The organism is Bailinhaonella thermotolerans (assembly GCF_003594875.1).
Taxonomy (GTDB): domain Bacteria; phylum Actinomycetota; class Actinomycetes; order Streptosporangiales; family Streptosporangiaceae; genus Bailinhaonella; species Bailinhaonella thermotolerans.
Genome location: NZ_QZEY01000027.1, coordinates 15,073 through 39,175, shown reverse-complemented (window position 1 = coordinate 39,175; position 24,103 = coordinate 15,073). Strand labels below are relative to the sequence as shown.

Sequence of the window (24,103 nt, the reverse complement as noted above, 5' to 3'; positions counted from 1 at the left end):
TCATGGTCGCCCCATTGTGCCGCACGCGGTTTTGCGTGCGGCTATTTCGATCATCACAGGAGGCGGGGCCCCGCGTGGGGCAGGTGGTCATCGGCTCCCCCGCCGTCAGATCAGGGCCGCCGACGCGCGGCGGCGGCGACGGGCGGGGCGGGTGGTCGGCACCGGCCGGGCGAGGTTGAGCAGGGCGACCAGCGGCGGGTGGCAGACGTGGTTGTCGGGCGCGGCGTGCGGAGCGGCCTCCGACGCCACCTCCAGGCGATACCAGCTGCCTCGCAGCTGGCGCCAGCCGCTGGGGGTGGCGCGGTAGGCGGTGTAGATCGGCTCTCCGCCATCGGCGGGGGTGCGGCGCAGCAGGACCTCCACCGACCCGTCGGGGGTCGGGGCCTGCTGGACGATGGTCCAGGTGCCGCGGGGGGTGCGCAGGGTGCGCGTGGTGAAGTCCAGGCGAGTCACGGCGGTGTCTCCGCAGGGGGTGGGGCCAGGGGTGGCACGGGGGATCAGTGCGGGGTGAGGCCGGGTTCCACGGTCAGGCGGGAGGCAAGGTGGGCCACGGCGTGCGGACGTAGGATGCGGTAGCAGCGACGGCCCACGCGCACGGCCGGAAGCTCCTTCCGGTGGATCAGGCTCATGACCGTGGAGTCACTGCAGTCGAACATCTCGGCGACCTGAGTCACGCTCATCCACGGCAGCGGCTCCCAGGTGCGATAGTCGCCGGCGGCCAGCTTGGCCAAGACCGTATCGGCGGCGGTGCGCAGCAGTTCGCCCGCTTGCCGGACGCTGAGGTGCTCAAGCTCCGCGAGGTCCGTCATAACCTCCACGCTACGCTCAATTTTGCGAAAGTCAACATTTTCACGCAAACCTTTGCAAAATTTCGCGCTACGGTGCGAAGCGTGGCAAATCTTCGCATAGTTCCGCTAGCCAGCGCGTACCTGGCTGCTACCGTGGCAGCAAGAGCCACCCCGAATTTCCCGCCTCGGCGGAAAAGCGCACGACGAAGGAGAAGACTGTGGCGTCCAGCCTCTCAGCCTCTTCCCCGCCCCCTGAAGCGGTCCTCATCGCCGACCGCCGCACCAGCTTGGAACTGTCGGTCCGTGCCGCCGCCCGCGAACTGGCCAAATACACCGACCAGCCCTTCAGCAACACCACCTGGTCCAACATCGAAAAGGGCGCGGCCCGCGCGACTGACAAGCAATTGGTCGCCATGGCCCAGGTCGTGCGCGCCGTGCCCGAGCAGCTCGACCGCGCCGGCCGCCCCCAGGCCGCCCGCAAGCTCGCCGAAGCCATCGAGGCCTGGGCCCAGAAACGGCTCGCCGAGCAGGCCCGCACCATCACCCATCAGGACATCGTCGAAAAACTCTGGCGTGCCGAGCAGGAGATCCGGGGGTTGCCCGGCAGTGCCCGCGAGCACGAGCAAATGTTCCAGGCCCTGTTGCAATTCACCGGGGCGGCCGTCGACGCCCAGCTCACCCAGATCCGCCTGGCGCATAAGCGGCCGCCCGTGGCGACGGACCCCGGGGAAAACCCAGCGGGACCATAACGATCTGTCAACATGGGCGGTTACGGTTGGACGTGCAATTTTCACTAATGCCACAGTGAGGACTTTCGGGGGCACGTCAACCGTTCCAGAAGGCCAGAAGGGTGCGCTCATGAGTCGGTCCACGCTCACGGGGGCTCTGGCGGTGGTTGCCGCCTCGGCTGCGGTCGCGATCCTCATCCTCGATATCGCGATCAATGGGTGGTGGGAGTCCCGCCACCTGCCCCTGGCGCTGTTCTCGGCGTGCGCGAACCTGGCCGCGGTACTGGCCATGTACTCGCTGCTCGCCCGCGCCCAGTCCGTGCGCCAGGCCTATGAGCTCGGACTGAAGCACGGCGCCGACCTGCGCTGATCTGCGACTGGTCCCCGGTCCCGCCAGCGGGCCGGCGGGACCGGGGCTCGTTAGGACGGCAGGTCGAACGCCCCCGTCTTGACCTCGCGGACGAACACCCGCCACTCGGGCGCCGTCGCCACCACGGACGGGCCGCCTGTGGTGTTGCGCACCAGCACCCGCCCGTGCTCGTCGAGGCGGGCCTGCAGGCAGCCCGTCCCGACGTCGGAGGCGGTGAGCCAGTCGTGTGTCAGCACCTGATCTCCCTCGCGATCTTGGCGATCAGTACCGCCGACTCCCCCGTAGGGAGCGCGTGCGCTTCCAGCCACCGGTATCGCCGGTCGAACTCAGCAACGGAGGGGATCGTATCGATGATCGACTCGGCCGGACCCCCCTCGGTGTGCACGACACGCCGATCATGAGGCAGCTCCAGCACCGAGAAGCCGCCCTCCAGGCCCGGATGCCCATGCGGGCGCTCGGGCAGTACCCGCACGCTGAGGTTCGGCCGGCTCGCGCACTCGGCCAGGGCGGACAACTGCGCGGCCCACAGCGGCGAGGGCAGGATCCGGCGCCGCAGCAGCGGCTCCCACAGCACCATGCGCAGCCGCAGCGCGTCCGGCCCGCTCAGCTGCACGCGCTGACGCATCTGCCGCGCGGTCACCGCCAGCTCGGTCACCTGGGGCGGGGAACCGGCGGCGGCGAAGACCGCCCGGGTGTAGTCCGGGGTCTGGACCAGCCCCGGCAGCAGCAGCGGCTGCCAGGTGCAGATCCGCACCGCGGCGGTCTCCAGGGCCGCGAACCGGCCCGGCAGCACCGCCTTGTAGGGCGCCCACCACGGCTCGGCCAGGGCTCCGTCGGTCAGGGCGACGCAGTGCCGGCGGGTCTCCTCATCCGCGCCGTACACCGCAAGGACGGCCTCGACGACGTCCCGCTGCGGCCGGAACGTGGCCGTCTCGATGCGGCTGAGCTTGGCGGCGCTGACACCGGTCCGATGCGCCACCTGCGTCATCGTCAGATTCTGCGCCCGGCGCAGGCTGCGCAGGAGTTCCCCGAGTTCACGGGCCAATTCGGGCGGGGAAATGCGCGCCATGCACGCGATTGTGACTGCCCGGTAGGGGCACGCCCTGTAAATTTCACTGATCGCGACGAGGTTGTAATGCATCGTTGAGTCGGCGTTCGGGCGGTGAGCTGCGGCGGCGCTCCTGCCGCGCCTGTCAACCCTCGTCCCGACAGTAGCGCCGGGCATATCCTGACAGAGCTACGGTCCTCAGGCCCCCCACGTCGTGGGGGGCCTGAACCTTGCGAACCCGTCGTTACCGGTCGAAGTCGCCGTTCTTGACGCTCCGGACGAACGACGCCCAGGAGCCCGCGCCGAAGCGCAGGGCCGGCCCGGTGGGATTCTTGCTGTCCCGGACGTGCACCGCGCCGCTACCGTCGGTGCTCGGGGCCAGTTCCACGCAGTTGGATGCGTCTCCGCTGTAGCGGCTCTTGCGCCAGCGGAGCTGATCGTGGGACGTGCTACGGTCCATGATCGCCCTTACGTTGTTCGAGTTGGTCTACACGCGTGGCCAGCCATGCGCGCGTCTGCTCGGGCGTCAGCGCCAGCAGACTGGCCTGATTGAATACGAGGGTATGCCTTTGAACCTCGGACGGCCCGTCGAGGTAGAGGTCGTGACTGGCCAATTCCACGAACACCATGCTCGGCGGCATGCCGTACGGGAAGTCCAGCATCACGAAGCTGGAGTGCATGGCCAGGTACGGGCCGGACTCGTCGGGGAGGACCTGCAGCTGGATATGGCCCCGCACGCTCAGCTCGAACAAATGCCGAGCCTGATCGGCCATCACCTTGGGTCCGCCCACCCGTTTACGCAGCGCTGATTCGTCGATCACTACCGATATCTGGGGCGGCTCCTCTCGGTTGAGAATGGCGTTCTGGCGGGCCAGGCGTGCCTCGACCCGCTGCTGCACCACATCGTCACTCAGTGCCTGTCCACTGCGGACCATGTGGGCGGCGTACTCGGCGGTCTGGAACAAGCCCGGCACGCGCATCAGCTCGATCAAGCGCAGCTGGGAGGCGGCCGCCTCGAAGCCGGGATAGGCCGAGCGGAAGGCGTCCTTGTACTTGTTGTACCAGGGGGTGCGCCGCGCCTCGTCGACCAGCGTCAAGATCAGCTGGCGGTCGGGATCGGCGGTGCCGTAGTGGTCCAGCAGGACGGTGATCAGCGTGTAGTCCGGGCGTTGCCACTGGCCCCGCTCCCAGGCCGCCAGCCGGCCACGTCCCCACCGGAGCGCCTTCTCCACGTCCGTGACATTGCGCAGGGCGGGGTTGTCTTCGGCGGACTCCAGTCGCACCCGGCGCAGCTCCATGCTCAGCCGCAGCAGCAGCGGCCCGGGCGGACTGAACGAGGGCATGCCATTCCTCCTGGCTGGATGTGCGACTGAATCCTACGCGGCCCCAACGCGCTAGAACAGAATCGTCATATTGCGGACCGCGCATTGAAAACCTCTATGCGAGAGTCCAGTATGGGTCCATCACCACAGCGTCACCTTTGGCAGCTCGACCCGCTCCCCACCCGTGACGGGACGTGATCATGTGATGACGACGGACACATTTGTCGCGCTATGTCGTGATCACCCGCGCTGGCACATCCGCACCTACAAAAACGGGCGATTGTGGGCGGTGCTGCGTCGCGGCCTGACCGTCCAGGAGCGTCAGCGCGGGGGCAAGGCCACCGCCGACGCGGGCAGCGTCGCCGAGATGCGCGCGGTGCTGGCGGCGCGCGAGCGGCTGCTGGACGACCTCTGGGAGGTGACCCCATGATCCGGCGACGGCGCGGGACGATGCCGCTCACTGACTCCCCGGCGTGCGGCTCGGCCGCCGCGCCGTCGCCGCCCCCGGCGGGTGACGGGTATTCGGTTCCCGCGACGAGCGGCCCGGCCACGCCCCGCCCGTCACCCGCCTCGGGCCCTGAGGATCTGGAGCGGACGCGCCGGCAGATGGCGCGGCAGTCGGCCGCCATGGCCCGCGCGGCGCTCGCACGGCTGCGTGCGGCGACCAAGGCCGGGTCCCCGCCGCCCCGGCCCCCGCCCTGATCCCCCTTGAGTTCGGTCGTGCGCGTGTGGACGCGGCCTTCGCCCCGAGGACGGCGGGTCTTCCCACATCGCATGACCGCGCGCGGCCGCACCTTCCCCCGGCCAGGGCAGTGCCGGGCCCCCCGATGCGGCCGCACGCGGGGCTCGCGCCCGCGAGGGTGCGGACGGTTGCCCTGGGCGCGAGCCCCGCCCCACCTCCTGGGCCGTCCGGCGCCGAGGCCCTCGGCGCCGGACCCGGCCGGACCCTGGCCCCACATCCCGCTCACCTTGGGAGAGTTCCGATGCTCACCGACCACTACGCACACGTTCCGGCGCGTCCTCGCGGCGCGCGCCCGGACGTCCTGGGCAATGGCCTGCGGCTCGGCTTCGGCGGCGGGTGCGTCGTCCGCGCCCCCGAGCTTCCCACGCTGGCGGAGGTCATGCGCCTTCCCCACCCGTTCCCCGAGGACCTGCCCGCCCGTCCCGTCACCGACCACGCGCTCGACGGCTCCGCCGAATCCGGGGCCGGCTCGTGAGCACCGTCCGTACCGGCCCGGCCGGGCCGGCCGTGGCGATGGAGCACCTGGTCGATTGGCACGGCCGGGCGCCGGCGGTGGCGATGCTCACCGGCGCCTCCACCCGCGCCGAGGCCGCCGCGCTGGGGGACCTGCGCGCCCTCGTGGATCAGGTCCTGCGCCGCGCGGGCTATCCCGCCGCCCTCGCCGCGGACGCGCGCCTGATCGTCAGCGAGCTGTGGACCAACAGCCTGCGCCACAGCCGTACCGCCCGCCTCGGCGGGCAGATCGCGGTGCTGCTGTGGCGGCTGCGGCGCGGCGTGCGCATCGAGGTGCACGACGCCGGCGCCGATCAGGTCCCCGTCCTCCGCCCGCACACCGACTTCCCGCAGCTGGGGCACGGCGCCGGTCTGCACCTGGTCTCGGCGCTCAGCTCCGCCTGGGGGTATTGCGGCTGCGTGCCCCCGGGTCTGCGGACCTGGGCCGACCTCGACCAGGCCGCCGCCCTCGACGTGGCCTGACCGGTCACGCCGGCGGGCCGCTGTCGGACAGCGCGATCTGCCGCAAAGTGTGCACCGTCAGCCCGGTGATCTCCGACATCCGGCGGATCGGCACGATCCAGGCCTGCTTGGCGCCGGGCAGCACCTGGGCGAGCTCGCGGACCGTGGTGTACAGCTCCCGGGTGGCCCGCTCCAGCCGGGCCGAGGCCTGCTCGGCACGGTCGGCAGGCAGCAGCCGCGCGAAGGCCAGGTGCGAGCCGCGCACGATCTCGGCCATGGACGCGGTGGCCCACACCGGATCGCCGGTCTGCGGGTCCCGTAGCGGGAAGGCGAGCGCCTCATGGAAGGCCGTGGCGGAGGCGATGAGCCGCCGCACCCCGTCCACCCGTAGCTGTTCTGGTTCCACCACAGACCGTGTGGACGGCGAATCGGTCATGATGCTCACTGTAGGTCACCCCCTCCCGTGGTCACCAGCGCCGCGACCCGGCGGTGGTACTCCGCCTCGGTCCACAGCGCCGCGCAGCCGCCGAGGAGCTCGGAGCACTCGATGTAACGTTCCCCGGCCACCCGGATCAGCGACCGCCGATCACAGCCGGGACAGGGGCCGACCTTGGGCTGCACGTGCAGCCCCCACGGCTCGATCCCGTACGCGGTGTGCCGCAGCGTGTCCAGCTCGCCGGCGTAGTCCCCCGCCCAGGGCCGGGTGATGCTCCAGTCCAGGTGACCGGCCAGCCAGCTGCCCAGCTCGCGCAGGTCGGCCGATCCGGGCGGATGCACCTGGCGCTCCCCGGCCACCAGCTGGGCCCAGGAGGCGAGGGTCCCGGGGAAGGACGGCGGGCCGCACTGATCCCCATAGGGATCCTGGACCGGGCCGGGCGCTCCGGGCAGCAGCGCCGACAGCACCTCCGGCCGTACCGGCAGGCCCGGCTCCTGGGAGCCGGAGACGTACTCGCGGGCACCGCGCCGGCCCCCGGCGGCCACATGCGCGGCCAGCCAGTTCCCCAGCGCCCCCATGCAATCCAGATCGCGCCGCAGCCGGGCGACGCACACCCGGCACAGCACGGCCGGCGGCTCGGCCGCCCGCGGTTCCCCCTCGATACGGCAGCGCGGTCGCGCGCACTCGGCCATCTCCCCGGCCTCCCCGAATATTCGCACATGGAGCCGCACGCACGGACGCGTGCGGCTCCATGGTAGGTCGCACCCGGTCAGACCGGGACGATCGGCACGGGGCCGGGAGGAGACGGGTCGGCGGCGGCCTGCCGCAGGTAGGACACGACCTCCGCCCGGCTGGGCAGGCGACGGTCCACCCACGCCAGCACGGCCTTGACCGGGTCGCGGCGCATGGGCACCGGTGCGCACGCCGCCAGGCGGCGCACGGCGGTCTCGGCCAGGATCAGCCGCTGCGGATCCTCGTCGGCCCCGGGGTGGTCGGGGTCCGGGTGCAGGCCGCTGGAGTGCCGGATCGCCCCCACCGGGCACATGCTCTGCTCGGCCAATCGCGTGGCCCCCAAGGGCGAGGTGTACAGGAAGTAGACCATCCCGTACCGGTCCAGATGATCGGCGGCGCGCTGCAGGACGGCGGTGGAGTCCAGGACGAGATCGCCGCTCACGCCGCCTCCCGCCACAGCAGCGGGAGGCCCTGGTCGTCGGTGCGCCGCGCGGCGGCCCGCATCACCTCCAGGATCTCGCCCTTGCTCTGCGCGACGTAGTCCACCCAGTGGATCACCGTCACGTGGATCTCGCCCCGGGTTCGCACCGGCGCGGCGAGACGATCACGATCCCGCAGCTCGCGGACCAGGGCCCAGGCGGCGCCGAACGCGGCCCGGATGGAGGGCTCGTTCTCCCACAGCTCGCGCTTGTCGGGGTCCAGGTCCAGCCACAGGTCCGGCTCGTGGCCGCAGGCCACGGCGATGGCGCCCATCGGGCAGACTCGCCGCCGGGCCGGTGGGAGGTCGTCCTGATCGCGATCGTAGTACGCGCCGCACACCAGACCCTGGGTGCGCAGCACATCGAGGGCGCTCGTGAGCACCGCCTGCGGGGTGCGGTCCATCATTCCTCCGTGGGATCGGACTGGGGCGGGGCCGGCCGCTCCAGGTCGTCGGGGTCGGGCACGGGCTGCTCGCGGCCGTACTCGGCCGCCAGGCGCAGCTCGATGAGGACGTCGGTGGCCGTACGCTGCGGCGCGTCGGTCCACTCGCCCACCAGGCGCAGCGGGTGGGTCTCGACCACCGGGATCTGTCCCCGGCGCTGCAGGTGCTCCAGCAGGAGCAGCAGGGCCGTGGCGGCGGCACGCTGGGCGGGGTCGGGCGGGCCCAGATGGACCCAGTCCCACGGGTCCAGGCCGCAGACCAGTGCGATGGCCCCGGCCGGGCACAGCGCGCACGCGCGCCAGGGCCGTCCGTCGGCGCGGTGCTGATCCCGGTCCACGAAGGGCCCCTTGTACAGGCCATTGGTGGCGATCAGCGTGCGTGCGCGGTCCAGGACGTCGGGCGCGGCGGGTTCGGTGGATTCGGTGGATTCGGTCGGTTCGGGTGCGGTCATGGCGAGGGTTCCTCCGGGAGGGGGATCGCGCTGGCCGCCTGGGCCAGCAGGACGTAGGTGGCGGGAGTGGGTATGGCCGCCTGGTCGCCCGCCAGGAAGGCCTCGGCCCGGCGCAGAGCACGCGCGCAGGCGGCGCAGCACCGCGGCGTGACCGGGGTCAGCGCGCGCAGGTCGGGCCGGCCGTCGCGGCGCCGATGCTCGGGCGCCGCCCGCTCGCTCACCCACCCGGCCAGATGCCAGATTCCGAAGGTGAGGGCGCCGATGCCGTGCTCGTGCAGCACGGCCGTGGCCGTCCTCATCGCCGCGTCATCGGAGTCGTGCCAGGGCGCCGCCCGGGGGGTGGTGCGCAGCTGGGCCACCAGATCCTCGGCGAAGGTGACGGCGGCGATGAGCGGGGCGTGCTCACTCCACCGCTGGTCGGGGTGCCCCGAGGCTGGCGCCCGGGCCGCGTCGCTGTGCCGGGCGTAGGCGGCGACCACGGTGAGCAGCGGCAGCAGGACCTGCACGAACCTCTCGTCCCCGGCGGCCAGGGCGGCCAGCTCGTCGGGGACGGACTCGCCGCGCAGCCGCGCCAGGTGGTGCAGGTCCAGGCACGCCGCGATCAGCGCTCCGTGGGGCAGCAGCCACGCCGCCACCTCGTGGGACGGCAGCCGGGTCCGGGCCAGGATGCAGGCGCAGCAGACGCCGACCGTGCCTTCCTCCAGCTGATGAGCGGGGGGATCGGTGGCCAGGATGTGCCCGGCCAGCACGTCGAGCGTCTGGTAGGGCAGGTCCCGCACGTCGCCGCGCAGCCGCCCGAACCGCTCGGTCAGCGCACGGGACGGGGCCACGGACAGATGCCCGGACTGGAACACGGCGGCGACGTCGTCGATCAGCTGCCGTACGGCCTCATCCAGCGCGAAGCTGTGATGCAGGTCCGGCCGGCCCGGGGGCGGGGGGCCCTCAGTCATGGGCCAGCTCCTCCAGCAGGCTCAGGCGGCAAGGGTGGGTGTACGGCTCCGGTGCCTCCAGGCAGGGCTGGCACAGGACCTCGTCGTTCTCGCGCAGGTGATGCACGCAGCACCTGCAGGCGGACAGGGTCTGCAGGTGCTCGTGCTCGCAGCCGACCCGGATCGGGTATCGGCCCCAGGGGCAGCCGCAGACCTGGCAGGCCGAGGCGTTCATCAGGCGCCCCCCGGGTCGGCGTTCCACCGCACCCAGGCCGCGACGGCGCGGGTGAGGGCCTGGTCGAGCTCGACGACGAGCTCCGGGGGCAGATCCCCGCCGGTGATGGCGGGAAAGTGGCGGCGGACCGCCTCCCACAGGGCGCGCTCGCCCTCGGCGACGGCGGCCGCCAGGTGGGCGGCGCTCACGCCGCCGGGCAGCGGCGGTGGTGGGGCAGGGTGGGGCATGACGTCTCCCTCAAGGGGTCGGTGGGATCCGGATGCGGGCAAGGGCTGGATCGGGCAGGTGTGGCCGGCCCGGCCGCACGGGCCGCACATGACCTCGCCGGCCTCCAGCAGGGCCAGGCAGTCGGCGCACAGCGGCAGGGTGTCCACATGCTCGTGGACGCAGCCAGCGCCGACCGTGGCCACGGTCGGCGCCCCGCACGGCAGGGCATCGAAATAGGACATGGGGCAGGGGGTGGTCATCGTGGCCTCGCTGGGGTGGGCGGGTGCGGCGCCGGGGCGCCACGACGAGCGTCGCGGACGGCGATCATGGGACCTCCGTCAGGCCGAGCAGCACGCGGGCGTGCGTGCGGCCATGCGTGGTGAGCTGGTAGTAGGTGCGGGCACGAGCTCCGTTCAGGGCGGGCTGGTGCTCGCAGCGGACCCATTGCGCGTGGCGAAGCTTGGACAAGATCCCGAAGGCGGTGTCGCTTCGGACCTGGGCCAGGCGTGCCAGCGTCTGGACGGTCGGGGCCGAGGCCGGGACGAGCAGGGCGGTCAAGATCCGGCGGGTGCGCCGGGTGCCCCGCACCCCGGCGATGACGGGGGCGCGGCCGATCACGGGATCCACCCCTGATCCCGGGCGTAGCGCTCCAGGGACGCCTGGACGGCGGCGCGCTGGTCGGGCGACAGTCCGGCGGCCGGGTCCTCGGGGATCCCCTCGCGCAGCAGCCGCAGGACCCGGTCGCGCTCGTGCCGATGTGCGGCGCCGAGATAGGCCGCGGTGGCGTCGAGGCCGGCGGTGCCGTCCAGGACGCCGTTCTCCAGGTCGCCGAGTACGGCGGGCGCGGGGGGATCGTGGGCGGCGGCCAGCAGCGTGGCCAGCGGGTCGATCAGGTCGGCCCCGGGGCGCAGGTGGAGGGTGTAGGCCAGCCCGTCCGTGTCGCTGTGCACGTCGAGCCGGGCCAGGCCCAGGTCGAGCCGGTCGGGCGCGGTTCGGCGGGCGTGCGGCAGCCGCGCGGCCAGGCGGTCGCCCTCGGCGCGCTCGGCGGCCTCCTGACGCTCGCGCCGTTCGCTGAACTCCAGTTCCCGGGCGATCTGGCGGCAGTAGGCGGGTAGCAGCTTGCGGGTGATGTCGGCGGCGATGGACTTGGCCGACCGTCCCATCGCGACCTCGATGGAATGCCCGTACGGCCGGGCGTACGCCCGGAGCGTGTCCGTCGGGGAGACCCCGGTACAGGTGAGCCGGCCGTTGCGGAAGGCGGCGGCGGTGCGGTGGTAGACGGCGATGCGCAGCGGGCCGCTGACCAGCAGGACCACCTGCGCGGCGTCCTGCTCGTCGTGCCACATCTGGGCGGTGAAGCCCTCATCCAGATGCTCGGCGATCTGGGCGGCCAGGGCGAGGGTGCCGGCCGGGTCGGCGTAGTAGCCGTACATGGTGCTGCCTCCGTGGGGGTCAGCGGGTAGAGGGGTCCTCGGGGGGGTCTTCGGGGGTGCCGAAGGCGATCCAGGCCAGCAGGAGCACGTGCCACCAAAAGACCACCAAGAGCGCGGCGACGAGGGCGGCCAGCGTCGGGCCGTAGCTGGGGACGATCACGCGCCCGAACCAGCGGCGCAGGCCGGCGTTGCGGGCGTACTCCCGTGCCCACCAGATGCCGTGCACCGAGCCCAGGAGGGCGTTGGCCCCGTCGAGCCAGTCCAGCTCACCACTCGTCATCATCGCTGGTGACGAGGTGGACCAACGCGTCCACGCGCGCGGTCAGCTCACGCAGCTCGGCGCTGGCGGTGAAGCCGGTCAGCGCCGAGCTGGTGCAGGCCCGCTCGCCGTGCAGCGCGTTCCAGGCCAGCCGCTGGTACTCCGGCCCCGGGCCCAGGGTTCGATAGGTCTCGGCCACCGCGCGGACGGCGTCCTCCAGGCCCCACGGGTAGTCCAGCATCGGGTCGGACGGATAGCGGCGCTCGTACAGCCAGGCGACGGCGTCTCCCAGCGGATCCTTCGAGCACAGGGGATGCACCATGGCCTTCCTTTCTGCACGCGTTCGTGCGTGCGGCTAGGGGGGTACGTGCCGATGCGGCGACGGAGGTGGGCAGGGCGGGCGCGCGCGGCGGGCGGGGCGGCGAAAGGAGACCCGGCCCCCTCAAGATCGCAAGTGCGCGCAGTCCTGCTAGCTTCCTCTCATTCTAACATATCTGTAGTGATATCGCAACAGCTTGTATCTAAGTCAAACAATTCGGTTGGGGACCGCCAGGTCCCCGCCACGCCCAAGAACCCCAGCTTGCGAAAAAACCCAAAACGTGAGACCCATTAGAGACACCCCCGCCGGACCGAACCCCGGGAGATCCGCATGCCCGAACAGCCCCCGCGGCGCGAGGTGCCCGAGGCGCTGTTCCAGCCGCCCCTGCCTGACGCGCCCACCCCGCCGGCCCCGGCCCCACCCGCCAGCGCCGCCGCGCCCCGTCGCAAGCGCGTGCGCGCCCGCGCCGCCCGTGCCGCGGCCGAACGCAAGCGCATCCAGTTCCGGCTCGACGAGACCCTCAACCGCCGGCTCACCGTCGCCTGCCGGCGCACCGGCGACGGCCGCCAGGACATCATCGAGGCCGCGCTGAACCGTCTGTTCGACGAACTGCAGATCCCCGCCGAGCCCACCCCCGAAGAGGTCCAGGCGGCCGCTCCCACCCGCACACCCACCCCGCGGACCTCCCCGCCCGTCTGGGTCCATGACTACCCCGTCACCGTCTGGCTGCTGCACCGCACCCGGGATCGGCTCAAGCTCGCCTGGGACCGCACCGGCACCATGCCCAAGTACCTGGGGATCGAGGCCCTGGAGCACTATTTCGACGCCCTCGGCATCCCCGACGACCCACCCGAGGATGATGCCGCCGAAGACTGAGCGGCTCCTGGCGTAGGCTGGGCACATCCCCTGCGACGGGGTGCGAAAGGCCGTCCCGGCTCAGCGCCGGACGGCCTTTCGCCGTGCTCGCACCGAAACGCCTCTCTAGGATGTCGCTTGCGCCCTCCTCACGGCGGGCGTTCCGTCGCAGGAGGTACCGCCCATGTCCATCACCGCCGCACGCCCCGCCCGGAGCGAGCGCAGACTTCGCCTTCCCCGGCCGCTGGTCATCACGGTCGGGATCCTGAAGGGAGGCGCGGGCAAGAGCACCAGCACGTTCTTCCTCGCGGTGTTCTTCGCCAAGGTGTACGGCCTGCGCGTGCTCGTCGTCGACGCCGACCCGCTGTCCCAGACCTGCTACTCCTGGTACCGCAACCTCAAGCGCCGCGGGGTCGAGCTCCCCTTCACCCTGGTCACCTTCCCCAGCCCGCACGTGGACGACTGCATCGACGACCACGTCGAGCAGGGCGCCTATGACGTGATCATCGTCGATACCGGCGGCGAGAGCCCCGACATCTTCAAGGCGGCGCTGCGCAAGTCGCACGAGCTGGTCATCGCGGTCGCGCCCACCCCCGGCGAGCTGGAGCGCGTGCCGCCGACGTTCAAGGCGGCCGAGGAGGCCGCCCAGGACGTGGCGCACGAGATCGGGGTCCGGGTCCTGCTCACCAAGGTGCCTTCCCCGCCCTCGAACGAGGGGCGCGACGCCCGCGCCTGGCTCGGCCGGCACGACTTCGAGGCGTTCCAGGCGCAGGCGACGAACTGGAAGTGGTACCGCCAGGCCATCCACAGCGAGAACCCGCTGCACGACCTGGCCGAGTACGAGGACGTCGGCGACGAGCTGGTCGCCCCCTACGATGAGGACGCCGCATGAGCGCCGAGACCGATACCGCCGCCGCCGGGGCGGAGCCGGCCGCCCAGGCCGAGGACTCCGTCACGGCGCCCCGCCGCCGGGCACCGCGCGGCCGCCGGACGATCGGCGGCGGCACGGCCGCGCTGGACAAGGTGGAGTTCTCCGAACCGGTCTCGCCTCAGGCCGACGCCGAGTGGGCGCCCACGTCCCGTCCCGCGCCCGCACCGCCGGCCCTGCCGGACACGCCGGAGAAGGCGCTGCAGAACTACTTCGCTCTGCTGCCCACCTTCGACGAACCCGAGGGCACCCCGGCCGAGCAGCTGGCCGCCTGCGAGCGGGCGATCCGGGACGCGGCCGAGCACAAGCAGCTGACGGACCGGTACATGCGCCGGTACATCGCCGCCTCGATCGGGGGTGCGCTCGCGCACATCCAAGAGCACGGCCTGGTGCCCAACTTCGAGGTCTACGCCGAGGAGCGGTTCGGGTACAAGCGCGCGCACGCCTACCGCCTGATCGAGTACGGCCGGGTCGTGCGCACCTGGCCCGACCTGGAGCTCGACTGGTCGTTCCGGCAAACCAGCATCCTGGGCCCGCTGATTAAAAAGCATGGGCCCGACAAGGCGCGCGCCGTCTTCGACCTGGCGAACGCCGAGGGCGACATCGGCGAAGCCGGCTTGAAGAGGGCGCGCACGGTGCTGGGGCTGGGCGAGCCCAAGCAGCTGGAGCAGTTCACCGGCGAGGCACCGAAACGGGTGCGCTCGACCTACCAGCGATATGAGGTGGCCGTGCGGACCGCGACCCAGGCCGCCGAGTCCATGGCGATCAGCGACGACGCCCGGCGCAAGAAGCTGCGCGACCTGGTCGAGTACTACCCCGAAGGCGCGGCCGCCCTGCTGCTGGATACACGGCGGATCCTGCAGGCCCTGCAGGATCTGACCACTGAGCTGGAGGCCGACGTTCCCGAGGACATCCTGGACGAGGTCGTCCAGCGGCGCACCCGTGAGCTGGAGTCGGGACAGTAGCCCCGTCGCAAGGTGTCTCACGCGTGAGACACCCGCGCGTCTGTCTCACGCGTGAGAGACGAGGACTGTCTCACGCGTGAGACATGGTCCCGTGTCTGTCTCACGCGTGAGACACCTCGCTCACTCCGGCCGTTCGGGCCGGGGAACGCGATCGGACATGTCGTCCAGCTCGAACGGCACCTGGGCGGCGAGCAGGGCACCCTCCTCGTCCAGCTCCCACAGCGCTTCGACGTTCCCGGGGTCCGGCGGGTCAGGCACCTCCCCGGCGACGCTCACCGGGCCCACGATCAGCAGGATGTGCCGGGATCGGCCGACGGCGGCCAGCCATTCCCACGACGGCGACCAGGCCCCCAGGTACACGTGGTCCGGCGCGACCCCGTCCCGCGCAGGCGTGGCCCGGACCGCCACCCACTGCGCGGTGTACGACGCGGGATAGTGCTCGACCACGCGAACGCTCCACCCCTCGGCCTCGCCGGGGTCGTCCAGGGTGCCGAAGCCGGCCTCGCGCAGCATGAGCTCAAGCTGCGACAGCCACGCCGCCGCGCCCGCGCCCGCGTCCTTGGTGACCTGGACGGTGGTCATCAACGCCGGCTGCTGCTCCCCTTCCCCGTCGGGCAGCAGGATCGGGTGCACCTCGACCGACAGCTCCGCCGCCAGATCCGGCTCGGCGATCGCCGGCAGCGACAGGAACGTGGGTCCCTGCGGGATCTCGACGTTGTAGGCCCAGTGCACCCAGCAGCCGCCGCAGGCGGCGTGCTGGCGCCGGGAGCTGATCATGCCGGTGACCGGGCTGATGTCGGGGTCGTAGGCGGCCATGACGAGGCCCAGTGTGGTGTCCTCGATCCGGGCGTCGCCCTCCCGGTGGCACACGTCGCACTCGTAGCGCGGAGTGCGACGCGCCAGCCACGCGTCCGCGGGCTCGACCTGGGCCACGCCGCGCAGCCCCTCTCCGGCCAGGATGGCCGCGACCTCGCCGGAGAGCACGTAGCGGCGGACCCGATCATGTTCGGGGTCGGCCCGGCGCGCGCGGAGCTGGGCTTCGGCCCGCTGGTAGGTCAGGCCGTTGCGGGTGGCGTACTCGCGTGTGTGCTGCTTGCGGTCGGCATGCCGGGGCATGGAGCGTCCTTCCGGGCGGAGCCCTACGCACCCCGCCCAGAGGAGAACCCAGTGCCCGTGCGGGCGTGAACGTCTGAGGGGTGCGCGGTCCGCTCGGGACCTTCGCCGTCGGCGCCCGGTCCCCGGCGTAGGCGGGGTCGGACTGGGCGGGCTGTGCGCGAGCCGTACGGCACGCTACACCATCGCCCGCCCGGGGTGATTCCTGATGGTGGCCTCCGCTCACTCCCGCGCGGTGTCGTCCCAGGCCCGCAGGGCCGCCCGGTCCCTGGCGAGCTGCCGCAGGGCCTCCTCGACCTGTGTGGCGTCATCCTCGTCGTACGGCAGCTCCCGCTCGGCCATGCCCGCGTAGTACTCGGCGTACAGGACGAGGTCGTAGCCGCGATGCTCCATCCCGTCGGCCAGGTGCTCGCGCACGATCGCCAGGACGTCCTCGGTACTGAGGCCGGAACCGACGCCGTGGGGTGACCTCAGGGTGCTCGCCGAGCCGCCCCAGCTCGCGGCGGCGGTGACGACCGGGTCGGCGGCGTTGAGATCCTCCCTCAGCTCAGGCCATCCCAGGTAGGACTGGGTGTGCCGATTCCACCGGGCCAGGGTGTGCTGGAGCTTCCCGCCTGCGGCCGGGAGTCCCGCGTCGGTGTGCAGCGCCATCGGCGCACTACGGTGGCCGAGGGTGAGCGCCGCGCGGCTGGTGCCGATGACCACGGCGATGGGCCCGTGCACACGGATCCGGAGGTCGGCCAGAGCCGTGCGGGCCTCATCCAGGGCGCGGGCGCGATAGCCGGCCATGGCCTCCTCCGCCGCCGGCCGCCCCCGCAGCCAGTCGGCGAGCAGGTCGACGCGCTCGGCCACGGACCGGGCGGGGTCGGCGGCCGCATGGAACACGGGCGTGGCCGGGCCTACCAGGTCCTCGGGCGTAGACGTCGGCTGCGGTCCCGGCCACGGGGCGGCCGCCGCGGCGTCGGCCGCCGCGATCAGGCGGACCCGGTCGAGTACGCCAGCGTCGAGCGGTCGTTTGGCCGCACGCAGCGCCAGCACGGCCATCGCGCCGAGGCTGCCCGCGTCCGGGTCGGCCGTGACCAGGGTCGTCCCCGCCGGCGGCAGGGGGCAGGTCAGCGCCGACTCGATCGCGACCGTGCCGGTGCCCTCGTCCTGATCCTCGGGGCCGATGGTCCCCAGGTCGCATGCGGCCGCGACCTGGGGCGCGGTGACCTTGATGCCCAGGGCGGGCTGGACGATCACCGCCGCGTTGTGCTCCCGCGCCTCGGGGACGGGGCGAGGGTCGAGGGCGGCGAACCGGTACGCGTCTTGGCTCATGACGTCTCCCTGCACTGCGGTGGGTGACCCCCGGTCGGGCCCTTCACTCACTACAGATGGACAAGAGCCGATCCCTCGCTTTGGCCGGACTCGGGAGGGGCCGCAGGGCGGACGCACGTCCGCCCGATGCGGCTACGGGCGGTACTCGATTGAGATGCGCGCGTCCCGGTCGTACGGAGCGGCCTTGTACCACAGGCGCAGCCGCCGCTGCCCGGCGCGGTCGTACACCAGAACGCTCCGGGAGTCTTCCGGATCGAGACGGCGTTGCCATCCCCGGGGCAGGGTCGCCTCACGGAACAGCGGATCGACGGGATCGACGGGCCCAAGGGTGAACCCGAGCTCGGTCAGCGCCTCGTCGCTCAGGCCCTTGGCCGGGATCACCTCGCAGTCCTCCGCCGCCAGCTCGGCGCGGCCGTACGCTTCGAGGGTCTCAACCCCGAGATCCAGCAGCTGTATCAGCTTGGCGGATGAGGGCGGGCTGGGGCGGCTCATGGCATCTCTCCAGAACGGGTGAGGGTTCCATCGGGCAGCCCGGGGCCCGGCAGACGAGCCGGATCCCCGGGCGGCCACCGAACTTGACGGCCTGGCCGGCGAGCGCGACGGGCGTAGCACCACGACGCGTTCGGCCTAGACGGTCTCGGCCCGGCAGGCCGGGCAGAGCGCGCAGGGAAGGTCCCCGTCGGCGGCGACGCGAACCGTGAGAACCTCGCCGCCGGGCCGGCGGTAGGTCAGCACCAGTGTGGCCCCGTTCACGGGCGCAGGCATCGTTTTCGCCTCATATGGTGCGGTCGCGGTACGGCACGGGGTTCATCGCTGCGGGTCGCGACAGTCGATGTAGATCCCGCACGCGGGGTTCGAGCAGTGGTAGAGGCCGGCCTCCCAGTCATCGGTGGGCTCGTCCAGTACGGTTCCGTCGGCGGCCGCGTAGGCGAAGCCCTCGATGTGGGGCATGTTGCCGCAGCGGCAGGCGAGCTCCCCGTCGTGCGACAGGAGGAGCTGGCGGGGAAAGGCGGGGAGATCGGGTACGAGGCGGGGACGGTAAAAGATGGGCATGGTCGTCGGTCCTCTCGGCAGAGGGGTCGGGGGACGAATATGGCTGCTGGCCTGGGGTTTCCGCCCAGGCGGGTGAGGCACCAGGACCCGTGATAAGCCGGATTATCACGGGTCTCCAATGCCTCCCAGGTTGCGCTTTCGCGACGCGTGAAACCTTTTCGCGCGCCGCGAAAGCGATTACTGACAGGGGGTGGCGACGGTGCGAGGCGGGATCGACACCTCCCCGGGGGGATGCCCGCAAGGCGCTCGCCCCGGCGCGAGGGCCGCGAGGACGGCGTCTCACGCGTGAGACAGGAGAGCCGTAGCCCCGGACCTGCGGCCGGTGAGGCGACGTCCAGATGTCTCACGCGTGAGACACCGCGACGACGGCCTAGCCGGGGAGGGGCGGCCGCCCCAGCCGGGTGCGGGTGACGTACTGGCGCATCGTCACGCGCGTCGCGGGATTGGCCAGACTGCGCCGCAGCCGGTCGATCGCGCCGTCGTCGAGCTGGGGGTTGGCGATCGCCAGCGCCTGGGCCAACAGTCCGTAGGCGTCCTCGTCGCTGAGCAGGCCGCCCTGGGCCGGGCGGCAGCCGTACGGGCACACCAGCGTCTGGGCCGCCCCCCAGAGCCGGCAGATGACCGGGCGCAGCTCGTACACGCTGCATCGGCCCTCGATCAGGGCCGGGCAGCTGTAGTCCCCGGTGCGGGCCAGGACGTCGAGTTGCTCCTGCCACGGCGGGATCGGCACCCCCGCCTGGGCGATGCGCTGCCGCTCGCGGGGATGCATCTCGATCGGCCCGCAGACGTCGGCGCACCGGCCGACGCAGCCCACCTCGGGGATCTGGTCGTAGATGGCCCGCAGGGCGGCATCGATGTCACTGCGGCGCACGGTCGCCTTCCTCACCGTCCTGGCCGCCTCCGATGTAGTGCGCGTCTCCCTGGTCGTCCTGGTCGGCGTGGCACTCGGTCCACACCTCGGCCAGGTCCGGCCGGCCCATCGCCCGGAACAGCCGCGCCAGGATGTCGAGCTCGGTGCACGTGAGACTGGCCGCCAGCGCGTCCGCCGGTTGCGCGTCGAAGGCGCCGACAAAGTCGGCGACGACCTCGTCGTCGATCTCCATTCCTCCACCACCCTCCATGGGGGGCGCGGCCGGGGCCCACCCCGGCCGCGCCCGGGATTGATCGGTCAGGCGCGCACCAGGCGCATGAGCCGGCGGTGCACGGTGGACTTGCGCTCGTCGTCGGCGCCCTCCAAGAGCGCGGTGGCGCGGGCCACCTCCTCGCTCATGGTCCGGCTGCCCCGGGGCTGGTAGTGGTCGAGGAAGTCGGTCATGGTCCGCTCCGCGGCGTACGCCGAGCGGCCCAGGCGCTGACTCTCCCCCTCGAACAGGGCCATGATGTGGTCGGCCCTGGTGTGGTGCCGGGTGCGAGCGGACGCGTCGGCGTCGTCCTTGAGCGGCCACAGCTCGTCGATCAGGCCCCGCACCTCGTCCAGGAGGATGTCGGTGCGGGCGAGCTGGGTCTCCTCCTGCTCCCACTGCTGGGCGTACTTCAGGGTCAGCCCCAGCGTGTCCCGCGCCTGCGCCACGCGCTGCAGCGCGTTGGGGGTGTGCCGGATCTTCCAGCGGGTGCGGGCGTCGCGGACGGCGAAGCGTTCGGTATTGCTGCAGGCGATGCGCCACGGGGTGACGACGGCCTCGGCGCCGGAGCGGCCGTCGTGGGAGTTGATGACGGCCAGGTAGAGCTGGATCTCGTCGTCCAGCCCGCCCCGGTCCACGATGATCGACTCGGGGATCTGCGCGGTGACGAAGACCTTCCGGCCGCCCCGCAAGGCCCCGGCGGTCTCCCACACGACGTCGCCGCTCTCGGTCAGGTCCTCCAGGAAGCGGAACATGTCCCGCTGCTGGATCACCTCGTACAGGCCGCCGACGCGGCCCAGGCGCGCGCCGGTGTCCTCCCGGATCACCACGTAGTCATCGGGCGAGACGCGCAGGTCGGCGGCCGACAGGGTGGACAGCGCCGGGTCGTCGTCGGCCAGGGTGGTGTACCGCAGGCGCTTCTTGGTCGCGCGCCAGTCGATCCGCGCGGCCCGCAGGACCGACTCGATGCTGGTCAGCCCGTCCGGGATCACGGTGCCGACGTTGTGCCACTCGGGGCGGCGGGTGTAGAGGGCGACGCCGCCGGTGCTGGTGTCCAGCCCGTGCTGGGCGACCACCTCGACCTGGTCGCCGACGCGGCGGACGGTGAACACCTCCCCGGCGTCCCATCCGGTCAGGACGCGGTACCGGTCGGGGCCGATCTGTTGCATGCGGCCGGCGGCCACCTGCGACTCGATCCAGGCGGCCTTGTCGGCCTCGGCGGCGATGGCCGCGTCCCGGGCCTCGCGCTGGCGCGCGAGCTGGTCCCGCTTCTCGGCCAGGAAGGCCGCGTTGACGTCCATGTGGAGTCCTTTCGGGGTGGTTCTTTCGGGGTGGTTACGGTGCGGGGGTGTCGAAGCGTCGGGCGAGGCGACGCAGGGCGTTGGGCATGCCGAGGTCCTGGTCGCCGAGGGTGATGCTGAGAACCTCGGCGGGGTCCTCTTCTCGGTAGGGCTGATTGATCATGAGCACGTGGCCGCAGACGCTCGCCCCGACGACGAGGACGCCGTCGGCATCGCCGAGCAGGCTCTCCAGCGGGTCGAACTCGGCCGGCCCGTAGCTGATGACGAACATCGCCCCCAGGACGCGCTGCTGGCGCCCCAGTCGGGCGCGGAGGAGGTCGATGACGCTCTGGGGTATGGCGTCGATCGCCGCCGTCGCCGTCACCTGCCCGTCCGGCGGTGTGAGATCCGGCCACCACAGGTGGCTCGCCAGTCCGACGACGGCCGACCGGTGCGAGTCGACGGCCAGGTGCTCATCGAGCATCAGGGCCAGGCGGGGCGGCTGTGGTTTCTCGGACTGGCCGAACGCCGCGCTGGCCAGCTCCACGTTCGTGGTGACCATCTCGGCTGCGCCGGACCCGCCGCACAGCGTGCAGGGGGCCAGGCGCTGGGCACGCGGCCGTGGGCGGCGGCCGGGCCCGGAGCCCGGCGGGCGCGTGCTCACGGCCGCGCGGCCGCGGGGTGGCGGCCGCTCGTACGTAGATCCATGTCCTCTCCCGTCAGGGGGGTGCGGAGGAGCGTGGGGGGCGAGGCTGCGGCGCGGACGGGTCCCCCACCCAGGTCCGCGTCGCAGCCTCGCGACGGCCGCCGACCCCGGGACGAGTTCGGGTCCCGGGACCCCGTGTCGGCCGGCCGCGATGGGTGGCTCCGTCCCTGCCCCCGAGGTCTGGGGACGGAGCCACGTGAGATGCGCTGAGGTGCGGGATACGGCCCCTACGACAGCGGGGGCGGCGGGCCGGGCAGGGGCCCGTCGGGCACCTCCTCGGGCCACAGCTCGCCGATCATGTACCACAGCATGTACAGGTCGAGATCGGCATCGAACAGGCCGTGGTCGGTGCGCCCCAGCAGGCGGTTGGCGCGGTCCGGCACGGACACCACCGGGATGTCTTCGTAGCGGCGGATGTGGTCCGGGCTGTCGTCCGGTTCGGCGTGCAGGTACGCCAGGGGGCCGTACGGCAAGGCCTCCCGGAAGAAGTCGAGCCGCTCGGAGCCGACGTACCAGCCGGAGCGATCGGGGTCCCAGTGCGCCAGCCAGCGGCCTCCGCTGAGCTCGGCGATGTGCCCGGCCAGGCACATCGAGGTCCGGCAGCGCCAGTCGTTCTGGTCCCAGGTGTCGGGGTTGTGGGCGATGTGGGTGATGGCGGCCACCGCCAGGGCGGGGCCGCGCAGCGGGGTGCCGGTCATGCGTCCGACCCCCCGTCGTAGGCCGCCTCGATCAGGCCGGCGAGCGTGTCGGGCGTGTTGCGGTCCCCGAACAGCAACGTGCCCCCCTGCATGTGGCAGACGGCGGGATTGAGATGCAGCAGCAGCGCGGCGCGCCGCTGCACGTGGACGACCGGGTGGCCCTCCCAGTGGGTGATCCAGACGGGCGGGTCGATCGCGGGCTCGGCCAGCAGCAGGGACGACTCGAAGCTCATCGCCCTGCGGCCGTCGGGCAGGCAGAGCACACCGTGGTCATCAGGGGTGGCCAGCCAGCGGCCGCCCGCGAGGTCGGCGGCCCAGGCGCCGAAGCACATCGTGGCGTCGTAGCGCCAGGCGGTGGGGTCGAAGCGGTGCGGCTCCCGGCGGATGGCCTCCAGGGTGGCCTCGGCCAGGGCGCGTCCGCGCAGTTCGGTGGTGCTCACGCCTCAGCCCTCTCGGTGTAGGCCGCCTCGATCAGGCGGGCGAGCGTCCAGAACGTGTTGTCGGGGTGGAACAGGCGCGACGCCTCGTACACGTGGTCGAGATCGGGGTCGAGGCCCAGCGTGATCGCGGCCCGCTCGCCAACGTGGATGACCCGATAGCCGTACTCGGAGGTGATGTACCTCTCCGGGTCGATCTCCGAGTCGGCCAGCAGGAGGTGCTGCGCGTAGAAGCTCGCGCCGCTCGCGTATTCCCCGTTGGGCAGCAGTCGCAGGTCGCCGTCCTCATCGGGGGTGACCAGCCAGCGGCCCCCGGCGAGCGTGGCGGCCCAGCCGCCGAAGCACATCGTCGAGCCGCACCGCCAGGAGGTGGGGTCGAATCCGCCGGGGTCCTCGCGGATGGCCTCCAGTGCGGCCAGTGCCAGGGCATGCCCGCGCAGCGGGGTGCCGGTCATGCGTCCGACCCCCCGTCGTAGGCCGCCTCGATCAGGCGGGCGAGCGTGTCGGGCGTGTTGTCCCGGTGGAACAGGCGCGTGCCCGACGACAGGTGGACGGAGCTCGGGTCGAGGCCCAGCACGAGCGGGGCGCGATCCATGATGTGGACCACCCGGTGGCCCTCCCGCTCGGTGACGAGGTCGGGCGGGTCGATCTCGTCGGCCAGCAGGTAGCCCAGCGCCTCCTCGTCGTCGGTCCAGCCCCCGTTCGGGAGGTACAGCTCGCCGTCCTCGTCGGGGACGACGAGCCAGCGGCCCCCGGCGAGGTCACACGCCCAGCCGGCGAAGCACTTGGAGTACGTGTCCCGCCAGACGGCGGGGTCGAACTCCTCGGGGTTGGCGCGGATGGCCTCCAGCGTGGCCAGGGCCAGGGCGTGGCCGCGCAGCGGCGGCGACGATACAGGGGCGAGGGTGGGTGTGGTCATGGCAGGCTCCATTCCGATGAGGTGGCGGCGGCCGCCGCGGCCGCCGCGTAGGCGCGGGTGAGCTCGTGGGCCAGGCTCACGGCCAGCCAGAGCTCCAGGTTTTGGGCGATCACGTCGGGGGCGCCGCCGCCGACACGGGCGCGCACCTGGTCGCCGGAGGCTTCGTAGGTCATCCAGGGCAGGCCGTCGGCGGCCAGCCCGTGCTGCGCGCCGTGGTCGGCGGACTCGTTGAGGAGGTCCACGACGCGGCGGGTGCGCTCCCCGCACAGGCCCCACTTGAGCGTGCGTGCGCGCTGGCCCGGGGCGTGGACCTTGATGCCGCCGGTGAGCGGGTCCAGATGGTAGACGGGCATGGCCGTCAGTCCCGGGCGGTACGGCTCGGCCCGTAGTAGGCGTCGGCCAGGTGGGCCAGGTCCTCCCAGGTGTTCCACCCGCTGAACGCCTGCTCGGCCTGAGTCGCGGTCAGGCCGAGCAGGCGCCTGGCCCGCTCGTGGACGTTGACGAGGCGCAGGTCTCCCGCCTCGGCGATGTCATGGGGGTCGTCCTCCGGCTCGGCGTGCAGCCAGACGCGCCCATAGAAGTCGAGATCGGCCCAGGTGCCGCCGGCCAGGGTGGCCGCCCACCCCGCCAGGCACATGGCGACGCCGGACTCCTTCTCGACGCGGTAGACGTACTGGTCCCAGGCGTCGGGGTGGCGGGCGATGTGCTTGAGGGCGGCGCGGTACAGGGCCTCGCCGCGCAGGGTCGGGTCGGGGGTGACGGTGAGGGGCATGGTGATCCTTTCGGGGGAGGGACCGCCGAACGCGACGTTGCGTGCGGCTATTGTGCCGTGGAGG

The 24,103-nt window shown here is 72.3% G+C and carries 41 protein-coding genes; 8 read left to right on the top strand and 33 right to left on the bottom strand.

What is annotated here, in order from left to right; all coding sequences use genetic code 11:
- Positions 1-105: 105 nt before the first annotated feature.
- Both D5H75_RS38345 and D5H75_RS42415 read right to left on the bottom strand, forming a co-directional pair.
- On the bottom strand, positions 106-453 hold the full coding sequence (locus tag D5H75_RS38345; protein WP_119931537.1) for a hypothetical protein: 348 nt from the start codon (positions 451-453) through the stop codon (positions 106-108).
- A 44-nt stretch (positions 454-497) separates the two neighbouring features.
- A complete protein-coding gene (locus tag D5H75_RS42415; RefSeq protein ID WP_202638929.1) occupies positions 498-809 on the bottom strand; it encodes a helix-turn-helix domain-containing protein in 312 nt (103 codons plus the stop codon).
- A 197-nt stretch (positions 810-1,006) separates the two neighbouring features.
- Here D5H75_RS42415 and D5H75_RS38335 point away from each other — a divergent pair, with 197 nt between their 5' ends.
- Together D5H75_RS38335 and D5H75_RS38330 are read left to right on the top strand one after the other, a co-directional pair.
- Positions 1,007-1,537, top strand: coding sequence for a hypothetical protein (locus D5H75_RS38335; RefSeq protein WP_119931536.1), 531 nt, complete (start codon positions 1,007-1,009; stop codon positions 1,535-1,537).
- Between the two features lie 109 nt (positions 1,538-1,646).
- Complete coding sequence (locus tag D5H75_RS38330; RefSeq protein ID WP_119931535.1) at positions 1,647-1,886, top strand: hypothetical protein; 240 nt, start codon at positions 1,647-1,649, stop codon at positions 1,884-1,886.
- Positions 1,887-1,936: 50 nt separating this feature from the next.
- Here D5H75_RS38330 and D5H75_RS38325 read toward each other — a convergent pair whose 3' ends face one another.
- From D5H75_RS38325 to D5H75_RS38310, 4 genes are all read right to left on the bottom strand, one after another.
- Entirely contained in the window at positions 1,937-2,122 is a 186-nt protein-coding gene (locus D5H75_RS38325) for a DUF397 domain-containing protein (RefSeq protein WP_202638928.1), read from the bottom strand.
- The gene (locus D5H75_RS38320; RefSeq protein WP_202638927.1) at positions 2,116-2,955 is read right to left on the bottom strand and encodes a helix-turn-helix domain-containing protein; all 840 of its coding nucleotides are present in this window, start codon (positions 2,953-2,955) and stop codon (positions 2,116-2,118) included. The genes D5H75_RS38325 and D5H75_RS38320 overlap by 7 nt, the downstream gene beginning before the upstream one ends.
- A 223-nt stretch (positions 2,956-3,178) precedes the next feature.
- The gene (locus tag D5H75_RS38315; RefSeq protein WP_119931533.1) at positions 3,179-3,394 is read right to left on the bottom strand and encodes a DUF397 domain-containing protein; all 216 of its coding nucleotides are present in this window, start codon (positions 3,392-3,394) and stop codon (positions 3,179-3,181) included.
- On the bottom strand, positions 3,384-4,277 hold the full coding sequence (locus tag D5H75_RS38310; protein ID WP_119931532.1) for a helix-turn-helix domain-containing protein: 894 nt from the start codon (positions 4,275-4,277) through the stop codon (positions 3,384-3,386). Before D5H75_RS38310 ends, D5H75_RS38315 begins: the two co-directional genes overlap by 11 nt.
- Before the next feature lie 268 nt (positions 4,278-4,545).
- On the opposite strand from D5H75_RS38310, the gene D5H75_RS42410 reads away from it, so the two are divergent.
- From D5H75_RS42410 to D5H75_RS38295, 3 genes are all read left to right on the top strand, one after another.
- The gene (locus tag D5H75_RS42410) at positions 4,546-4,686 is read left to right on the top strand and encodes a hypothetical protein (RefSeq protein WP_202638926.1); all 141 of its coding nucleotides are present in this window, start codon (positions 4,546-4,548) and stop codon (positions 4,684-4,686) included.
- Between the two features lie 553 nt (positions 4,687-5,239).
- The gene (locus D5H75_RS38300; protein WP_119931530.1) at positions 5,240-5,473 is read left to right on the top strand and encodes a hypothetical protein; all 234 of its coding nucleotides are present in this window, start codon (positions 5,240-5,242) and stop codon (positions 5,471-5,473) included.
- Positions 5,470-5,973 (top strand): ATP-binding protein, encoded by a 504-nt coding sequence (locus D5H75_RS38295; protein ID WP_119931529.1) that lies wholly within the window; start codon positions 5,470-5,472, stop codon positions 5,971-5,973. The genes D5H75_RS38300 and D5H75_RS38295 overlap by 4 nt, the downstream gene beginning before the upstream one ends.
- 4 nt (positions 5,974-5,977) lie before the next feature.
- On the opposite strand, the gene D5H75_RS38290 is transcribed toward D5H75_RS38295, so the two are convergent.
- The 12 genes from D5H75_RS38290 to D5H75_RS38235 form a co-directional block, all read right to left on the bottom strand.
- The gene (locus D5H75_RS38290; protein WP_147425432.1) at positions 5,978-6,388 is read right to left on the bottom strand and encodes a hypothetical protein; all 411 of its coding nucleotides are present in this window, start codon (positions 6,386-6,388) and stop codon (positions 5,978-5,980) included.
- Positions 6,389-6,393: 5 nt separating this feature from the next.
- A complete protein-coding gene (locus tag D5H75_RS38285) occupies positions 6,394-7,119 on the bottom strand; it encodes a hypothetical protein (RefSeq protein WP_147425431.1) in 726 nt (241 codons plus the stop codon).
- A gap of 38 nt (positions 7,120-7,157) precedes the next feature.
- Positions 7,158-7,562: a DUF6197 family protein gene (locus tag D5H75_RS38280; RefSeq protein ID WP_119931526.1), complete on the bottom strand. Its 405-nt coding sequence runs from the start codon at positions 7,560-7,562 to the stop codon at positions 7,158-7,160.
- Positions 7,559-8,002 (bottom strand): DUF6197 family protein, encoded by a 444-nt coding sequence (locus D5H75_RS38275; RefSeq protein WP_119931525.1) that lies wholly within the window; start codon positions 8,000-8,002, stop codon positions 7,559-7,561. The genes D5H75_RS38280 and D5H75_RS38275 overlap by 4 nt, the downstream gene beginning before the upstream one ends.
- Positions 8,002-8,493 carry a DUF6197 family protein gene (locus D5H75_RS38270; protein WP_119931524.1) on the bottom strand — a complete coding sequence of 164 codons (492 nt, stop codon included), beginning with the start codon at positions 8,491-8,493 and terminating at the stop codon, positions 8,002-8,004. Before D5H75_RS38270 ends, D5H75_RS38275 begins: the two co-directional genes overlap by 1 nt.
- Positions 8,490-9,443 (bottom strand): hypothetical protein, encoded by a 954-nt coding sequence (locus D5H75_RS38265; protein ID WP_119931523.1) that lies wholly within the window; start codon positions 9,441-9,443, stop codon positions 8,490-8,492. The genes D5H75_RS38270 and D5H75_RS38265 overlap by 4 nt, the downstream gene beginning before the upstream one ends.
- Positions 9,436-9,657: a hypothetical protein gene (locus D5H75_RS38260; protein WP_119931522.1), complete on the bottom strand. Its 222-nt coding sequence runs from the start codon at positions 9,655-9,657 to the stop codon at positions 9,436-9,438. The genes D5H75_RS38265 and D5H75_RS38260 overlap by 8 nt, the downstream gene beginning before the upstream one ends.
- The gene (locus tag D5H75_RS38255; protein WP_119931521.1) at positions 9,657-10,106 is read right to left on the bottom strand and encodes a hypothetical protein; all 450 of its coding nucleotides are present in this window, start codon (positions 10,104-10,106) and stop codon (positions 9,657-9,659) included. Before D5H75_RS38255 ends, D5H75_RS38260 begins: the two co-directional genes overlap by 1 nt.
- A gap of 82 nt (positions 10,107-10,188) precedes the next feature.
- Positions 10,189-10,491 carry a hypothetical protein gene (locus D5H75_RS38250; protein ID WP_119931520.1) on the bottom strand — a complete coding sequence of 101 codons (303 nt, stop codon included), beginning with the start codon at positions 10,489-10,491 and terminating at the stop codon, positions 10,189-10,191.
- On the bottom strand, positions 10,479-11,297 hold the full coding sequence (locus D5H75_RS38245) for a hypothetical protein (protein ID WP_119931519.1): 819 nt from the start codon (positions 11,295-11,297) through the stop codon (positions 10,479-10,481). Before D5H75_RS38245 ends, D5H75_RS38250 begins: the two co-directional genes overlap by 13 nt.
- Positions 11,298-11,316: 19 nt before the next feature.
- On the bottom strand, positions 11,317-11,580 hold the full coding sequence (locus D5H75_RS38240) for a hypothetical protein (RefSeq protein ID WP_147425430.1): 264 nt from the start codon (positions 11,578-11,580) through the stop codon (positions 11,317-11,319).
- Positions 11,564-11,878 (bottom strand): hypothetical protein, encoded by a 315-nt coding sequence (locus tag D5H75_RS38235; protein ID WP_119931517.1) that lies wholly within the window; start codon positions 11,876-11,878, stop codon positions 11,564-11,566. The genes D5H75_RS38240 and D5H75_RS38235 overlap by 17 nt, the downstream gene beginning before the upstream one ends.
- A 327-nt stretch (positions 11,879-12,205) precedes the next feature.
- On the opposite strand from D5H75_RS38235, the gene D5H75_RS38230 reads away from it, so the two are divergent.
- The 3 genes from D5H75_RS38230 (at position 12,206) to D5H75_RS38220 (ending at position 14,623) form a co-directional block, all read left to right on the top strand.
- Positions 12,206-12,751, top strand: coding sequence for a ribbon-helix-helix protein, CopG family (locus tag D5H75_RS38230; RefSeq protein WP_119931516.1), 546 nt, complete (start codon positions 12,206-12,208; stop codon positions 12,749-12,751).
- A gap of 163 nt (positions 12,752-12,914) precedes the next feature.
- Complete coding sequence (locus D5H75_RS38225) at positions 12,915-13,622, top strand: ParA family protein (RefSeq protein WP_119931515.1); 708 nt, start codon at positions 12,915-12,917, stop codon at positions 13,620-13,622.
- Complete coding sequence (locus D5H75_RS38220; RefSeq protein WP_119931514.1) at positions 13,619-14,623, top strand: hypothetical protein; 1,005 nt, start codon at positions 13,619-13,621, stop codon at positions 14,621-14,623. Before D5H75_RS38225 ends, D5H75_RS38220 begins: the two co-directional genes overlap by 4 nt.
- Before the next feature lie 120 nt (positions 14,624-14,743).
- Here D5H75_RS38220 and D5H75_RS38215 read toward each other — a convergent pair whose 3' ends face one another.
- From D5H75_RS38215 to D5H75_RS38150, 15 genes are all read right to left on the bottom strand, one after another.
- Positions 14,744-15,739, bottom strand: coding sequence for a hypothetical protein (locus tag D5H75_RS38215; RefSeq protein WP_119931513.1), 996 nt, complete (start codon positions 15,737-15,739; stop codon positions 14,744-14,746).
- 219 nt (positions 15,740-15,958) lie between these two features.
- Complete coding sequence (locus tag D5H75_RS38210) at positions 15,959-17,053, bottom strand: hypothetical protein (RefSeq protein WP_119931512.1); 1,095 nt, start codon at positions 17,051-17,053, stop codon at positions 15,959-15,961.
- Between the two features lie 132 nt (positions 17,054-17,185).
- Positions 17,186-17,545, bottom strand: coding sequence for a hypothetical protein (locus tag D5H75_RS38205; RefSeq protein ID WP_119931511.1), 360 nt, complete (start codon positions 17,543-17,545; stop codon positions 17,186-17,188).
- Positions 17,546-17,680: 135 nt separating this feature from the next.
- Entirely contained in the window at positions 17,681-17,806 is a 126-nt protein-coding gene (locus D5H75_RS44450; RefSeq protein WP_277950004.1) for a hypothetical protein, read from the bottom strand.
- A 54-nt stretch (positions 17,807-17,860) separates the two neighbouring features.
- On the bottom strand, positions 17,861-18,106 hold the full coding sequence (locus tag D5H75_RS38200) for a hypothetical protein (RefSeq protein WP_119931510.1): 246 nt from the start codon (positions 18,104-18,106) through the stop codon (positions 17,861-17,863).
- Positions 18,107-18,476: 370 nt separating this feature from the next.
- A complete protein-coding gene (locus tag D5H75_RS38195; RefSeq protein WP_119931509.1) occupies positions 18,477-18,977 on the bottom strand; it encodes a YkgJ family cysteine cluster protein in 501 nt (166 codons plus the stop codon).
- Positions 18,964-19,209, bottom strand: coding sequence for a hypothetical protein (locus tag D5H75_RS38190; RefSeq protein WP_119931508.1), 246 nt, complete (start codon positions 19,207-19,209; stop codon positions 18,964-18,966). The genes D5H75_RS38195 and D5H75_RS38190 overlap by 14 nt, the downstream gene beginning before the upstream one ends.
- Before the next feature lie 65 nt (positions 19,210-19,274).
- Positions 19,275-20,528, bottom strand: a complete 1,254-nt coding sequence (locus D5H75_RS38185; protein WP_119931507.1) for a DUF932 domain-containing protein — start codon at positions 20,526-20,528, stop codon at positions 19,275-19,277.
- Between the two features lie 34 nt (positions 20,529-20,562).
- Positions 20,563-21,069: a hypothetical protein gene (locus D5H75_RS38180; RefSeq protein WP_119931506.1), complete on the bottom strand. Its 507-nt coding sequence runs from the start codon at positions 21,067-21,069 to the stop codon at positions 20,563-20,565.
- A 371-nt stretch (positions 21,070-21,440) separates the two neighbouring features.
- A complete protein-coding gene (locus D5H75_RS38175) occupies positions 21,441-21,911 on the bottom strand; it encodes a hypothetical protein (protein WP_119931505.1) in 471 nt (156 codons plus the stop codon).
- Positions 21,908-22,351 (bottom strand): hypothetical protein, encoded by a 444-nt coding sequence (locus D5H75_RS38170; protein WP_119931504.1) that lies wholly within the window; start codon positions 22,349-22,351, stop codon positions 21,908-21,910. The genes D5H75_RS38175 and D5H75_RS38170 overlap by 4 nt, the downstream gene beginning before the upstream one ends.
- Positions 22,348-22,803 (bottom strand): hypothetical protein, encoded by a 456-nt coding sequence (locus D5H75_RS38165; protein ID WP_119931503.1) that lies wholly within the window; start codon positions 22,801-22,803, stop codon positions 22,348-22,350. Before D5H75_RS38165 ends, D5H75_RS38170 begins: the two co-directional genes overlap by 4 nt.
- Positions 22,800-23,267, bottom strand: a complete 468-nt coding sequence (locus D5H75_RS38160) for a hypothetical protein (protein ID WP_119931502.1) — start codon at positions 23,265-23,267, stop codon at positions 22,800-22,802. Before D5H75_RS38160 ends, D5H75_RS38165 begins: the two co-directional genes overlap by 4 nt.
- The gene (locus tag D5H75_RS38155; RefSeq protein ID WP_119931501.1) at positions 23,264-23,620 is read right to left on the bottom strand and encodes a hypothetical protein; all 357 of its coding nucleotides are present in this window, start codon (positions 23,618-23,620) and stop codon (positions 23,264-23,266) included. Before D5H75_RS38155 ends, D5H75_RS38160 begins: the two co-directional genes overlap by 4 nt.
- A gap of 5 nt (positions 23,621-23,625) precedes the next feature.
- Positions 23,626-24,039: a hypothetical protein gene (locus D5H75_RS38150; RefSeq protein ID WP_119931500.1), complete on the bottom strand. Its 414-nt coding sequence runs from the start codon at positions 24,037-24,039 to the stop codon at positions 23,626-23,628.
- Positions 24,040-24,103: the final 64 nt, after the last annotated feature.

What these genes read in the sequence shown, in the direction of transcription:
- D5H75_RS42415 (WP_202638929.1), bottom strand. Translation starts at nt 809, where the DNA reads ATGACGGACCTCGCGGAGCTTGAGCACCTCAGCGTCCGGCAAGCGGGC.
- D5H75_RS38330 (WP_119931535.1), top strand. Translation starts at nt 1,647, where the DNA reads ATGAGTCGGTCCACGCTCACGGGGGCTCTGGCGGTGGTTGCCGCCTCG.
- D5H75_RS38320 (WP_202638927.1), bottom strand. Translation starts at nt 2,955, where the DNA reads ATGGCGCGCATTTCCCCGCCCGAATTGGCCCGTGAACTCGGGGAACTC.
- D5H75_RS38315 (WP_119931533.1), bottom strand. Translation starts at nt 3,394, where the DNA reads ATGGACCGTAGCACGTCCCACGATCAGCTCCGCTGGCGCAAGAGCCGC.
- D5H75_RS38310 (WP_119931532.1), bottom strand. Translation starts at nt 4,277, where the DNA reads ATGCCCTCGTTCAGTCCGCCCGGGCCGCTGCTGCTGCGGCTGAGCATG.
- D5H75_RS38300 (WP_119931530.1), top strand. Translation starts at nt 5,240, where the DNA reads ATGCTCACCGACCACTACGCACACGTTCCGGCGCGTCCTCGCGGCGCG.
- D5H75_RS38290 (WP_147425432.1), bottom strand. Translation starts at nt 6,388, where the DNA reads ATGACCGATTCGCCGTCCACACGGTCTGTGGTGGAACCAGAACAGCTA.
- D5H75_RS38275 (WP_119931525.1), bottom strand. Translation starts at nt 8,002, where the DNA reads ATGGACCGCACCCCGCAGGCGGTGCTCACGAGCGCCCTCGATGTGCTG.
- D5H75_RS38270 (WP_119931524.1), bottom strand. Translation starts at nt 8,493, where the DNA reads ATGACCGCACCCGAACCGACCGAATCCACCGAATCCACCGAACCCGCC.
- D5H75_RS38265 (WP_119931523.1), bottom strand. Translation starts at nt 9,443, where the DNA reads ATGACTGAGGGCCCCCCGCCCCCGGGCCGGCCGGACCTGCATCACAGC.
- D5H75_RS38260 (WP_119931522.1), bottom strand. Translation starts at nt 9,657, where the DNA reads ATGAACGCCTCGGCCTGCCAGGTCTGCGGCTGCCCCTGGGGCCGATAC.
- D5H75_RS38255 (WP_119931521.1), bottom strand. Translation starts at nt 10,106, where the DNA reads ATGTCCTATTTCGATGCCCTGCCGTGCGGGGCGCCGACCGTGGCCACG.
- D5H75_RS38245 (WP_119931519.1), bottom strand. Translation starts at nt 11,297, where the DNA reads ATGTACGGCTACTACGCCGACCCGGCCGGCACCCTCGCCCTGGCCGCC.
- D5H75_RS38240 (WP_147425430.1), bottom strand. Translation starts at nt 11,580, where the DNA reads ATGATGACGAGTGGTGAGCTGGACTGGCTCGACGGGGCCAACGCCCTC.
- D5H75_RS38235 (WP_119931517.1), bottom strand. Translation starts at nt 11,878, where the DNA reads ATGGTGCATCCCCTGTGCTCGAAGGATCCGCTGGGAGACGCCGTCGCC.
- D5H75_RS38230 (WP_119931516.1), top strand. Translation starts at nt 12,206, where the DNA reads ATGCCCGAACAGCCCCCGCGGCGCGAGGTGCCCGAGGCGCTGTTCCAG.
- D5H75_RS38225 (WP_119931515.1), top strand. Translation starts at nt 12,915, where the DNA reads ATGTCCATCACCGCCGCACGCCCCGCCCGGAGCGAGCGCAGACTTCGC.
- D5H75_RS38220 (WP_119931514.1), top strand. Translation starts at nt 13,619, where the DNA reads ATGAGCGCCGAGACCGATACCGCCGCCGCCGGGGCGGAGCCGGCCGCC.
- D5H75_RS38215 (WP_119931513.1), bottom strand. Translation starts at nt 15,739, where the DNA reads ATGCCCCGGCATGCCGACCGCAAGCAGCACACACGCGAGTACGCCACC.
- D5H75_RS38210 (WP_119931512.1), bottom strand. Translation starts at nt 17,053, where the DNA reads ATGAGCCAAGACGCGTACCGGTTCGCCGCCCTCGACCCTCGCCCCGTC.
- D5H75_RS38205 (WP_119931511.1), bottom strand. Translation starts at nt 17,545, where the DNA reads ATGAGCCGCCCCAGCCCGCCCTCATCCGCCAAGCTGATACAGCTGCTG.
- D5H75_RS38200 (WP_119931510.1), bottom strand. Translation starts at nt 18,106, where the DNA reads ATGCCCATCTTTTACCGTCCCCGCCTCGTACCCGATCTCCCCGCCTTT.
- D5H75_RS38190 (WP_119931508.1), bottom strand. Translation starts at nt 19,209, where the DNA reads ATGGAGATCGACGACGAGGTCGTCGCCGACTTTGTCGGCGCCTTCGAC.
- D5H75_RS38185 (WP_119931507.1), bottom strand. Translation starts at nt 20,528, where the DNA reads ATGGACGTCAACGCGGCCTTCCTGGCCGAGAAGCGGGACCAGCTCGCG.
- D5H75_RS38180 (WP_119931506.1), bottom strand. Translation starts at nt 21,069, where the DNA reads ATGGTCACCACGAACGTGGAGCTGGCCAGCGCGGCGTTCGGCCAGTCC.
- D5H75_RS38175 (WP_119931505.1), bottom strand. Translation starts at nt 21,911, where the DNA reads ATGACCGGCACCCCGCTGCGCGGCCCCGCCCTGGCGGTGGCCGCCATC.
- D5H75_RS38165 (WP_119931503.1), bottom strand. Translation starts at nt 22,803, where the DNA reads ATGACCGGCACCCCGCTGCGCGGGCATGCCCTGGCACTGGCCGCACTG.
- D5H75_RS38160 (WP_119931502.1), bottom strand. Translation starts at nt 23,267, where the DNA reads ATGACCACACCCACCCTCGCCCCTGTATCGTCGCCGCCGCTGCGCGGC.
- D5H75_RS38155 (WP_119931501.1), bottom strand. Translation starts at nt 23,620, where the DNA reads ATGCCCGTCTACCATCTGGACCCGCTCACCGGCGGCATCAAGGTCCAC.
- D5H75_RS38150 (WP_119931500.1), bottom strand. Translation starts at nt 24,039, where the DNA reads ATGCCCCTCACCGTCACCCCCGACCCGACCCTGCGCGGCGAGGCCCTG.